Source organism: Ovoidimarina sediminis, from assembly GCF_032586175.1.
In the GTDB taxonomy this organism is placed as follows: domain Bacteria; phylum Pseudomonadota; class Alphaproteobacteria; order Rhodobacterales; family Rhodobacteraceae; genus Ovoidimarina; species Ovoidimarina sediminis.
Map to the genome: position 1 here is coordinate 185,001 of NZ_JAWHTE010000007.1, position 11,264 is coordinate 196,264.

The following is an 11,264-nucleotide window of genomic DNA, read 5'->3' on the forward strand; positions in this document are numbered from 1 at the left end:
TGGCGAGCGAACGGGGACCAGCCGAGCCGTGAATGTGACCAGAAATCGTTGGAAAACGATACCGTAGAGGGTGACAGTCCCGTACGGGAAGCATGATCGGACGCATTAAGTAGGGCGGGACACGTGAAATCCTGTCTGAAGATCGGGGGACCACCCTCGAAGGCTAAGTACTCCTTACTGACCGATAGCGAACCAGTACCGTGAGGGAAAGGTGAAAAGCACCCCGACGAGGGGAGTGAAACAGTCTCTGAAACCGGACGCCTACAAGCAGTCGGAGGATCCTCGAGATCTGACGGCGTACCTTTTGTATAATGGGTCATCGACTTGGTCTCACAAGCAAGCTTAAGCCGATAGGTGTAGGCGCAGCGAAAGCGAGTCTGAATAGGGCGAATGAGTTTGTGGGATCAGACCCGAAACCGAGTGATCTAGGCATGACCAGGCTGAAGGTAAGGTAACACTTACTGGAGGGCCGAACCCACACCTGTTGAAAAAGGTCGGGATGAGTTGTGCCTAGGGGTGAAAGGCCAATCAAACTCGGAGATAGCTGGTTCTCCGCGAAATCTATTTAGGTAGAGCGTCATCCGAATACCCCGGGGGGTAGAGCACTGGATGGGTAATGGGGCCCCACAGGCTTACTGATCCTAACCAAACTCCGAATACCCGGGAGTACTAGATGGCAGACACACGGCGGGTGCTAACGTCCGTCGTGGAGAGGGAAACAACCCTGACCTACAGCTAAGGCCCCCAATTCATGGCTAAGTGGGAAAGCATGTGGGACGACCAAAACAACCAGGAGGTTGGCTTAGAAGCAGCCATCCTTTAAAGATAGCGTAACAGCTCACTGGTCTAAATAAGTTGTCCTGCGGCGAAGATGTAACGGGGCTCAAGCCATGAGCCGAAGCTTAGGACTGCGTATGCAGTGGTAGCGGAGCGTAGTGTGACATAACACCATGCCTCCTTATCCCGGACTTGATCCGGGAATTGGAGGCGAGGTGTTTTCTGTGAAGCCGGCGCGTGAGCGATCCGGTGGAGAGATCACTAGCGAGAATGATGACATGAGTAGCGACAAACAGGGTGAGAGACCCTGTCGCCGAAAGTCCAAGGGTTCCTGCTTAAAGCTAATCTGAGCAGGGTAAGCCGACCCCTAAGGCGAGGCCGAAAGGCGTAGTCGATGGGAACCAGGTTAATATTCCTGGGCCAGGAGGATGTGACGGATCTCGGAAGTTGTCAGTCCTTATCGGATTGGTCTGGCAGCCTAGAGGTTCCTGGAAATAGCCCTCCATTAGATCGTACCCTAAACCGACACAGGTGGACTGGTAGAGCATACCAAGGCGCTTGAGAGAACGATGTTGAAGGAACTCGGCAAAATGCCTCCGTAAGTTCGCGAGAAGGAGGCCCGGTTTCCAGGCAACTGGAGGCCGGGGGCACAACCCAGGGGGTGGCGACTGTTTACTAAAAACACAGGGCTCTGCGAAGTCGCAAGACGACGTATAGGGTCTGACGCCTGCCCGGTGCCGGAAGGTTAAAAGGAGGTGTGCAAGCACCGAATTGAAGCCCCGGTAAACGGCGGCCGTAACTATAACGGTCCTAAGGTAGCGAAATTCCTTGTCGGGTAAGTTCCGACCTGCACGAATGGCGTAACGACTTCCCCGCTGTCTCCAACATCGACTCAGCGAAATTGAATTGCCTGTCAAGATGCAGGCTTCCCGCGGTTAGACGGAAAGACCCCGTGCACCTTTACTACAGCTTCACATTGGCATCAGGCCAAGCATGTGCAGGATAGGTGGTAGGCTTTGAAGCAGGAACGCCAGTTTCTGTGGAGCCGCCGTTGAGATACCACCCTTGCTTTGCTTGATGTCTAACCGCGGTCCGTTATCCGGATCCGGGACCCTGTGTGGCGGGTAGTTTGACTGGGGCGGTCGCCTCCCAAACAGTAACGGAGGCGCGCGAAGGTTGGCTCAGAGCGGTCGGAAATCGCTCGTTGAGTGCAATGGCAGAAGCCAGCCTGACTGCGAGACTGACAAGTCGAGCAGAGTCGAAAGACGGCCATAGTGATCCGGTGGTCCCGAGTGGAAGGGCCATCGCTCAACGGATAAAAGGTACGCCGGGGATAACAGGCTGATGGTGCCCAAGAGTCCATATCGACGGCACCGTTTGGCACCTCGATGTCGGCTCATCTCATCCTGGGGCTGGAGCAGGTCCCAAGGGTACGGCTGTTCGCCGTTTAAAGAGGTACGTGAGCTGGGTTTAGAACGTCGTGAGACAGTTCGGTCCCTATCTGCCGTGGGTGTAGGATACTTGAGAGGAGTTGCCCCTAGTACGAGAGGACCGGGGTGAACGATCCACTGGTGGACCTGTTGTGGCGCCAGCCGCAGTGCAGGGTAGCTATGATCGGAAAGGATAACCGCTGAAGGCATCTAAGCGGGAAGCCCCCCTCAAAACAAGGTATCCCTGAGGGCCGAGGTAGACGACCTCGTCGATAGGCCGGAGGTGTAAGCGCAGCAATGCGTTCAGCTGACCGGTACTAATTGCCCGATAGGCTTGATTTGATCCAGTAGAAGCCAGGCTGCCCAGCTCTGGCGGATCGATCGAAGCATACGCCAGTGTGCGTGACTTGGACGATGTGTCGTTTTCTTGGTTTGGTGGTCATAGCACGAGCAAAACACCCGATCCCATCCCGAACTCGGCCGTTAAGTGCCGTTGCGCCGATGGTACTGCGTCTTAAGACGTGGGAGAGTAGGTCACCGCCAAACCTAGTAAGCGACACATTGTTCTGACGTATCTCTCTGACGATGCACGATAAAAACGCCGCCCTCCGGGGCGGCTTTTTTGTTTGCGGAGCTTCGTTGCGCGCCCTGCATGAACGAAATGCTGCGTTGGATTATTCCTGCCTTTCTCTCGATCTCCCTTGCCGTCTTGCCGGGGCGGGTCGGGTCCGAGCCAATCGATCTGATATTCACGTGTGTCGCGGACAGGACGCCACCGACCATTACAGTAGACCATGATCACGTCGACCTGCACAGACCGAGTTTTGTGACGCTCGACGCCCCGTTCATCTTGGCCCACGGCTGGTTGGGTTGGCACACGACTTGGGCAGTTCTCATTGATACATCCGCAACCCCGGTCCGCGCATTTGAAACGCACCATCCTGATGACGCGATTCATCAGCCGTTCTACGGTCGAATGCCGGTGCCGCCTGTCTTGAAGTCTGCACTCATCGAATGCGGGGTTGCGTGGGCCGGATACTGGGCGGACGACTGGCCTCGCAACCCCTCATCCCGACCCGGATACGACCTCCTGAACCTGACGCCTGAAAAGCTCCTGCCACCCTGATGTGACATTTCATCTGCATCATCCGTGTCATTTCAGGATCCGGCAACAAGTGGAGCCAGGACTCTAGAACGTTGTAAAGAAACCTCGGATTTTGCTATTGCAACTGCCCGGACGAGGGACTAGGTACAGGGCTCGATTGGCGCGGGGTGGAGCAGCCCGGTAGCTCGTCAGGCTCATAACCTGAAGGTCGTAGGTTCAAATCCTACCCCCGCAACCAACAAGACCCTACCGACGCCGCCCTCAGCCGAGGCGGCGTTTTTGGTTTCGGCACAAGCATAATCCAGGATACTTGCGAGGGTGCCAGCAAGGATGACATCGGGTTTTCCGCGCGTCTCGCCTCGGTGAACAGAGACGTGGTCGATCAATGAGCGGACAATCTCCATGGCCTGCGGGCGCGTCGCGTCGTCGCTGAATAGCGTCTGGAGTTCAATCACCTTGCGGCGATAGTGCTCCGCGACATTCGGGTGGAGCTCGACTTTTGATTCTGCGCCAGCCTCTCTCAGTTGCCGTTCCACGACCCTCTTGCGGTTTTCCAGTTCTTTGAGCGACCCGCGAACGGAGCCAGGATCGCCGTCGCCGTCGGTGATGTAAGCGAGGCAGCGATCAATACCGCGTTGCACCTTGGCCAGTTCCTTCTGCAGCCGTGAGCCGTCTTTTGTGCTGGCACGCCGGAGCCGTTCAACTTCCTCCCGATATGCGATCGCGAACTCCTCGATCAGGTCCTGCCGACCGTGCAAGATTTCCCGAAGGCCATCGAGCACGCGTTTCTCGAGTTCAGCGGCTTTGATGCCCACTGGACTGGAGCAGGTACCACGTTCCCGCTTCGCGGAGCAGGAGTAGCGCTCGCGATTGACTATGGTCATGTTGCCACCACAGGCGCCGCAGCGAACGAGGCCGGACAGCAGCCGCTTCTTTGTCTGACGGCGGTTGCCCCGGAGAGAGCTGTAGCGGTCCTTGATGATTTGCACGGTTTCCCACGTCTCTTCGTCGATGATCCGCAGATGCGGGACTTCGGTCGTGACCCATTTCGACTGCGGGTTTGGCCGGGATAATCGCTTTCCCGTCTCCGGGTCTTTCATGAAGGTTTGGCGATTGTAGATGATGCGACCCCGATAGAGCTCGTTATTGAGGATACCGTTCCGGCGCTGACGGCTGCCGTTGATCGTCGAGGCGTTCCAGAGCCCGCCGCGTGGGCTTGGAATGCCCTCGTCGTTCAGTCGCGAGGCTATCTTGCGCGGTGGCACGCCATCGGCGTACTCCCTGAAGATGCGCCGAACGATTTCTGCTTCCGCCGCATTTATGGTGCGCTCTCCGGTCGTGACGGAGCCGTCGTCTTGCATGGTCCGAACCATCTCGAAGCCATAGCTGTTGCCTCCCGGGATCTTGCCTGCCTCGACCCTGCCGCGCTGGCCGCGACGGGTTTTTTGCGCCAGGTCTTTCAGGAAGAGTGCGTTCATGGTGCCCTTGAGCCCGATATGCAGTTCGCTGATCTCTCCCTCTACGAGGGTGACGATGCGGACACCCGCATGGTTCAAGCGTTTGAAGATGGCAGCGATGTCTTCCTGATCACGGCTGATCCGGTCGAGCGCTTCGGCGACAACGAGCTCGAATTCGCCTGACCGAGCATGTTCAAGAAGGCTCAGCATGCCCGGTCGGTTCTTTAGGAATCCACCGCTGATTGCGGAGTCGCTGAAAACCCTGGCAATGGGGAACCCATCTGCGCCCGCCCGCTCACGGCACAGCCTGACCTGATCCTCGATCGAGGCCTCGCTCTGCATATCCGAGGAGTAGCGTGCATAGATTGCGGCTCTCATGGCTTGTCCTTTCGTGCGGTCGATCGGTCCTGCCGCGGCGGATGCTTGCGCCGCAGCGCCCTCAAAGACGCCTGTAGTTTGCGCCCTGCATCGATCTGCTGGGCCTGGATGTAATGCTGCTCAGTGGTGCGTGGGTCTGTGTGGCCGAGGATGGGTGGGGCGATACCGATGTGCTTCGGATCCTCGACAGCGACCGAGGTCACCGCGCAATCACGGAAGAGGTGTGGGTTGATCGGTCGACCGAAGGCTCGCTTGGTCGTCCGCGTAATGCCCTCGTAAACATTACTCTCGCGCATAGGATCCGCATACTGCGTGATCCAAAGCCTGTCACTGTCACGCCCTTGCAGGAGCTGCGGACGAACCACCCCAAGGTAATGCTGCAGATAAGGGACGAGGCAATCGGGCACGGGGATCTCCACAGGTTTCCTTGCCTTCATTTCAGGGGCTCCGAACCGCAACTCGTAGCCTGCCGAAGTGGGCACCAGGTTCGAGCCAATCTTGATCCGCGTGAGGTTCCTCAGCCGCATCGTAGGGCAGGCGATCAGGAGTGCGACCATCAGCGCATCGCGGAAGCGTGTAGGGCCGTGACGCGGCGGCGGATTGGTGATCAGGTCGTCCATGTGGCCGATTGCCCAGCCCAGGATCTCTGCGGCCGGGCGGAGCCGGATATGCTTGTTCCTGGTCGCAACCACGCGAGTCTCTAGCTTGCCGACGATCCGCCGAAGCCACTGCCAATCTCGCTCTGGTGAGATGGCCTTGGCGACCGCCAGCAGTTCCGCCAGGCGGCCCCAGAGGGTCCATGGGGCCACCTGGTGCTGCAGTTCCTCCACATAGCTCGCGATTGCATCGCGCGTGATCCTGTCCGCAGGCGCCTCTGTTGGATCAAAGCGTCCTGACCCGACGACGAAGGTGAGCCAGCGGCCGTACCCTTTGCCATATTTCTCGCGGGTATCGGGGCACCAGTGATGGCCCGGACCAATGGTGCCATCCAGCAGGTCCCCCGGCGCAAGAGCGGCCTCCCAGGCCAGTTGGTCCGGTTCCGGCCAGGCGTGCAGCGGCAGGCAGCGCCGGGCCGGGTCCTCGAAGGGCAGGAGCTCGGTCATGCCACATCCTTTCCGCGCGCCTTCGCGACGGAGGCTTGATAGTGTACCAGCGCCGAGCGGCGTTCGAACTGCGCGTAGGACTTCATGGCGGTCCTCAGGGAGTCGTTGAGGACGTAGGCCAGCGTTGTGACGTCGCCCGGTTGCTCCAGGCTGTGGATCTTGCCGGCAATACTGCGGAAGAGATGCGCATTGATGGTCAGGCCGGTGTGCTCGAGGATCGTCTCCTTGATAAGGCGCGACAGTCCGCTCGAAGCTTTCGGTCCTCCGTTCATGGCCGGGAAGAGAAAGTCCGAAGGCTCGCCGAGAAGATGCGGCCGTGCCGTTTCCACGTAGAGGTCCAGGAGCGCTGTCGCCTCCGCGCCCAGCTCATAGTCGAGCGCCTTGGTGTTCTTCACCTCTTCGGGTGGGATGTGGATGAGCGTTTGGGCCTGGCGGCCTGTCCGCACGCGGCGCATGTGTTCTACAAGGTTAAGCGTAGCAAGGTTGCCCACCCGCATCGGCGCATTCAGAAGGATCTCGATTGCGAGCGCGGCTTGCATCATCAACGCGGCCTTGCGTGGCCGTGTGACCAGGATCTTCTCGGCTTTCGTGACCAATGTCTCGGGCAGGTGCAGAAGCTTCGCCAGGTTGGCCGGATCGTCGAGTTGCAGCAGGCGCTGCCGGTTCTTTTCCCGCAATCCGTCAATCTTGCGGGAGAGGCGACCAACAATGCGTCTGATCTCGGCGAGGTCCGCTTCTTGCACCTGCACGTGATGACGAGCGATGGCTTGCAGGCCGACAGCCACACCCTTGATCGCCTCGGTGGGTTTGTCGTTGAAGCGTCCCATCATCCACCTGAGGGCCGACTTCAGGTTTTCCAGATCTACCAGCACAGCGAGACTGGTGATCGTCTTGATCGGTGTGCCGGAATGAACCAGAGCAGAGGCCACTTCCCGGATCTGGAACCGGCGATGTTTGATCGTCGATGGGCGCAGCGGCTTGTCCGGTCCCGATCCGTCCAGGAGATCGGGGTTTTCTAACCGGTCCGTCCAGCGATCAACGTCATCGCGGAAGGACGCCGGGAACGCCTCGAAAGACAAAGTCCAGGGCTCCTTCTTCCGTGGCGGCGGCGCCAGGTGAGTCTGTGGCCAACCCGGCACCTGTTCCTTCAACCGGTTCCAGGTCTTGACCGTGTTGGCGACCACGGCTTCCGGCTTGTTTTGGAAGCTCTCCTCGATCAAGGCTGTGCGCAGCTCGCGGACGTGTTCATCCGATACATCAGCCGGGGCCACGTCGAGCGCTGAGCAGAACTGCGCGAGTTGGGTCAGCTTCCACCGGTCATGCTTGTCCGCGACCATATCGAGGAGCTTGGCCCATTCCGGGCTTGGGGCTCTCAGCCAGTCATTACGCTCCCGTGATGCGCCCGTCAGTTCGAGGGCCTTCAGCGCGCCGCTCTTGATGTTCTGGAAGCGCTTCTTGGTGATCCCTTGCTGGGCTGGGTGGACCCGCCGCAGCCGGACATGCAGCCAGTTGATATTGGCAGGCGTGGTTTCGAGAGTGCCACCGACCAGGCGGGCAATCGCCCGGACGTCTGATTTGAGATCCCGGCGCCGGGAGGAGGACAGGCCGTCGACCCGATCAAGGCGCTCGATCACGTCGTCAAGGAAGAGCTGTTCCTCGGACACGAAGGGACTGATTGCAGGCGTCTTGTCACTTGTACCAGTCATCGGGATACCTTTCTCTTAGCTATTGCGTTCCTCGGGTGGACACGGGTGGTCAGCGCCGCCCTCTCGGGAAGCCGTAACACAAAAATCCGGGACCGATTGCGCGGGCACGTCTTCCCGAAGCTCCGATAAGATCCTGTCAACATTGGACTTCTGTGGACAGCTCTGGTCATCGCACCAACCGGTCGCGAACGAAGTCCTCGAGGTCCCTGGGGCGGATCCGCCATTGATTGCCGAGCTTGGCCGCCGGCAATTCGCCGGCGGCGATCCACCGGCGGACGGTCTTTTCGGAAACGCGGCAAATCCCTGCCACCTGGTCGATGGTCATGAGCACCTCTTGCGCTTTGGAAGTGGCCCTAGTCATTCGCCTGTCCTCCGTGGTCGTCAGGATCGCCCTCCTCGACAGAGTGAGCCGTTGTCCTGGCAATGGTTTCTTGGGCCGCTTGGCGCGCGAGGAGACAGACGAGTGCGCGGAGCGCAGCCCCGGTAACTTCCGCGCACTTGTCGTCTTCATATGTCGCACTTGCATGCATCTGCCGTAGGGCCCTGAGTTGTTTGCCACCCTACGAGAATAGGAATGTCATGAAGATTGATGAACACGGTTATGCCTGATATGAGCTAGTTAAACCGTGTCAGATTCGTGTCTGGAGCAAATCTTGTACGATCAGCTTACCGGAGAGCTGACCTGGCACGTGGACATGGCCGGATACGAAATTATCGAGACAGAGAATCTCGGGTCTGCACAGCAGACCAATCTCGACGCGAACTTCTATCGTCCTGATAAACAGGAGGCATACTATGCGAGACGCGGAGCAGTTCGCGCGAAAGGCGGTGAACTGCGCTCGTACAAACCGTCGATTGACGCCCCTGGCCTCGCTCGTCGGCTCGCTGGACTTTACGATGAAGACCCGTTGCTCAATCGTCCAACTGACGCTGATGTGCTGGATTTTGTATCCCGCTATGGATTGTTGAGTGCAGGTACTGAGATGCCGATTCGGGACGTGATCTATACGTCGAAGTACCTCTACCTCTTCTCAGTAGCGATCGACTCCGCAGACAAACATAGAGCGCGGCAACTCTTCAACGAACGGGTGTTGCCGACAATAACCGTCCGACTGGTAGGATCAAAGACTGGTCGACCAACTGCGAACTGGACGCTCGAGCCAAAGCCAACAGACCTAATCTCTGCTGCTTGGCTTCAGATGGCGCAGGAATTGACCCATGGAAAGAGTCTCAAGAAATGCGCGGCACCAGACTGCCTCGAGTGGTTTCCCGAGCGCACGAACAAGCGCTTTTGCAATAATCGATGCAAGATGGCGTTTCGCAATGCGCAGAAACATCAGCAATCCGATTGACTGCTGCAGCTCAGTTGAACGGTGCAGCGTGGATTTCGCGTGAAGCGGTTAGCCTGACTCGCGGGGCGCGACCTCGTCCGGAACGTGGATCGGATAATTGGATTCCTTCGGGACTTCCTGGGGCAGCTTTCTAGGACGATGCGGTCATCTGATCAAAACCCTTGACTATTGATTGATGCGGTCTCAGCCGAAGAGTTGAGTCACTGCAGGCCACACCATTTTTGGCGCGCGGTGGCGGCATGAGGGCCGTGGCCTTATTGGGGTTACGCTCGCACCGTGGTCTCATTAGCGGACAGGCCGTGGCGGCCATTTGGGCTCTCAGACTCTGGGGGCGTATGTTTTCCGTTCCATGCTTTCTCTCGTTCGCGAACTCCTTTGGGTCAGGGCCTGAGTTTAGACACCAACCATGACGTCGTCTCTTGGGGCATCGAATGGCGTCCCGTGCCTCACCACGCTCCAGGCGATGCGGGCAAGCTTGTTGGCCAGGGCAATGGCCAGCTTGTTGCGATGCATGCGACTTGATGCGCGTGCCAACCAATCGCGAAAGCTGAAGCCATGCCAGTGATGGGGCCGCATCAGGACGACATTGGCGGCCTAAACAAACAGCATGCGCAGATAACGGCTGCCTCGCTTTGAGATGCGCCCAAGCACTGTTCGACCGCCGGTGCTGTATTGCCTTGGAATAAGACCGATCCAGGCGGCGAAGTCGCGTCCTCGGTCAAAGGCGTCACCCTGGCCGATGGCTGCAACCATCGCTGTCGAGATCAACGGGCCAATGCCCGGGATCGTCATAGCATTGGCGCAGTTCTCTTCCGTGCGACTGATGTCTTCGATCTCCCCGGTAACGGTCTCTATCCGCTCATCTAGCCACAGCCAGTCGCCGTAGAGCCCGGTCAGAATGGTGCGCGTTCGCGGCGATATCTCGTCCTGACGTTCATCGAGGATCGTCAGGAACGAGCTCTTCAAAGCTCGCAGCCCTTTGCGCACGGTGATGCCCTGTTCAATCAGAAAGGCCCGGATCTGGTTGATCGTCGCCGTCCGGCGGGACACCAGTCTCGACCGCACCCGATGCAGCGCCTGCAGGTCCAACTGATCCTGGCTTTTCTCCGTCACCGACTTCAGGTTCGGTCTCAGCGCAGCCTCGGCGATCGCTTCGGCATCATTGTAGTCATTCTTCTGACCTCTGATGAACGGCCTGACATAGATCGCTGGGATGATCCGCGGCTCAAATCCCAAGCTGCGTTACGTACGGCTGACAAAATGCGCGCTCAGACACGCCTCCATCCCGACAACGCATCGAGGCAACGCCTCGAAGGTAGCCGTCAGGGCCAGCCGCTTGATCCTTCGTTGCAGGACCAGATTGCTCGCCGCATCGAACCCAACCAAATGAAAGACGTCCTTGCCGATATCGACGCCAATTACTGACAGCGCAGCGAAGTCTTCAATCTTCGGCCTACTCATGGACGCTTCTCCTTCTGCTTCGGGAAAACCATCTCAGGTTATCCCATCCGGGGAAGCAGCCGGTTCATCCCATTAGCGGACAAATCGATGAGCCATTCCGACTAAACCTTCATGCCTGCGGCCTTCGTACGGAGTTCCCGCCGGTAATGATTCGGTTGATGAGCGCCGCGACAGCCTGGTGCTCCTGCACTTCGCCTTCGGTCCCAACGACGTTCTCATGGGTGGCTGCGGCGTCGCGGAGCACGCCGACGATTTCGTGCTCGGGCAGCAGCCCGTGATCGTTCATGGCAAGCAGGAGCGCCTCGCAGATCGAGAGAGCGGCCATGCCGGCATGTTCTGTCTGGTCAGGCATCTTGGGAAGTCCCCACTTTAAACTGGCGTGCAGAGTCTTGGCGGTTTCAACTGCCCGCTCTTTATCGCAGGAAGTCTGGTACACTCGACTGATCTGAAGCAGTCGCCGGGTAAGAACATTCCGGTATTGCCAGCTTGGGAAAT

The 11,264-nt window shown here is 58.5% G+C and carries 7 protein-coding genes, 1 tRNA gene, 2 rRNA genes and 1 pseudogene (1 of these 11 only partly in view); 5 read left to right on the forward strand and 6 right to left on the reverse strand.

Going from position 1 to position 11,264, the window contains the following annotated elements; translation table 11 throughout:
• The 4 genes from RXV90_RS10865 to RXV90_RS10880 all read left to right on the forward strand — a co-directional run.
• Window positions 1-2,549: ribosomal RNA gene (locus RXV90_RS10865) — 23S ribosomal RNA — on the forward strand (it extends 283 nt beyond the left edge of the window).
• 89 nt (window positions 2,550-2,638) lie between these two features.
• Window positions 2,639-2,753, forward strand: a 5S ribosomal RNA gene (gene rrf, locus RXV90_RS10870).
• A 106-nt stretch (window positions 2,754-2,859) separates the two neighbouring features.
• The gene (locus tag RXV90_RS10875; RefSeq protein ID WP_316648675.1) at window positions 2,860-3,333 is read left to right on the forward strand and encodes a hypothetical protein; all 474 of its coding nucleotides are present in this window, start codon (window positions 2,860-2,862) and stop codon (window positions 3,331-3,333) included.
• A 140-nt stretch (window positions 3,334-3,473) separates the two neighbouring features.
• Window positions 3,474-3,550, forward strand: a tRNA-Met gene (locus RXV90_RS10880).
• Here the strand turns inward: RXV90_RS10880 and RXV90_RS10885 are convergent.
• From RXV90_RS10885 to RXV90_RS10900, 4 genes are all read right to left on the reverse strand, one after another.
• Window positions 3,507-5,147 (reverse strand): recombinase family protein, encoded by a 1,641-nt coding sequence (locus RXV90_RS10885; RefSeq protein WP_316648691.1) that lies wholly within the window; start codon window positions 5,145-5,147, stop codon window positions 3,507-3,509. The two genes, RXV90_RS10880 and RXV90_RS10885, sit on opposite strands and share 44 nt — an antisense overlap.
• A complete protein-coding gene (locus RXV90_RS10890) occupies window positions 5,144-6,250 on the reverse strand; it encodes a tyrosine-type recombinase/integrase (RefSeq protein WP_316648676.1) in 1,107 nt (368 codons plus the stop codon). The genes RXV90_RS10885 and RXV90_RS10890 overlap by 4 nt, the downstream gene beginning before the upstream one ends.
• Complete coding sequence (locus RXV90_RS10895) at window positions 6,247-7,914, reverse strand: tyrosine-type recombinase/integrase (RefSeq protein WP_316648678.1); 1,668 nt, start codon at window positions 7,912-7,914, stop codon at window positions 6,247-6,249. The genes RXV90_RS10890 and RXV90_RS10895 overlap by 4 nt, the downstream gene beginning before the upstream one ends.
• 208 nt (window positions 7,915-8,122) lie before the next feature.
• Entirely contained in the window at window positions 8,123-8,281 is a 159-nt protein-coding gene (locus RXV90_RS10900; protein ID WP_316648679.1) for a helix-turn-helix domain-containing protein, read from the reverse strand.
• A 328-nt stretch (window positions 8,282-8,609) separates the two neighbouring features.
• On the opposite strand from RXV90_RS10900, the gene RXV90_RS10905 reads away from it, so the two are divergent.
• On the forward strand, window positions 8,610-9,308 hold the full coding sequence (locus RXV90_RS10905; protein WP_316648681.1) for a hypothetical protein: 699 nt from the start codon (window positions 8,610-8,612) through the stop codon (window positions 9,306-9,308).
• Window positions 9,309-9,701: 393 nt separating this feature from the next.
• Here RXV90_RS10905 and RXV90_RS10910 read toward each other — a convergent pair.
• Both RXV90_RS10910 and RXV90_RS10915 read right to left on the reverse strand, forming a co-directional pair.
• Window positions 9,702-10,769, reverse strand: a pseudogene (locus RXV90_RS10910) (IS110 family RNA-guided transposase).
• Window positions 10,770-10,878: 109 nt separating this feature from the next.
• Complete coding sequence (locus RXV90_RS10915) at window positions 10,879-11,121, reverse strand: hypothetical protein (RefSeq protein WP_316648693.1); 243 nt, start codon at window positions 11,119-11,121, stop codon at window positions 10,879-10,881.
• Window positions 11,122-11,264 lie beyond the last annotated feature (143 nt).

Coding starts and splice junctions, on each gene's coding strand:
- RXV90_RS10885 (WP_316648691.1), bottom strand. CDS start 5,147: ATGAGAGCCGCAATCTATGCACGCTACTCCTCGGATATGCAGAGCGAG.
- RXV90_RS10915 (WP_316648693.1), bottom strand. CDS start 11,121: ATGCCTGACCAGACAGAACATGCCGGCATGGCCGCTCTCTCGATCTGC.
- RXV90_RS10900 (WP_316648679.1), bottom strand. CDS start 8,281: ATGACCATCGACCAGGTGGCAGGGATTTGCCGCGTTTCCGAAAAGACC.
- RXV90_RS10890 (WP_316648676.1), bottom strand. CDS start 6,250: ATGACCGAGCTCCTGCCCTTCGAGGACCCGGCCCGGCGCTGCCTGCCG.
- RXV90_RS10875 (WP_316648675.1), top strand. CDS start 2,860: ATGAACGAAATGCTGCGTTGGATTATTCCTGCCTTTCTCTCGATCTCC.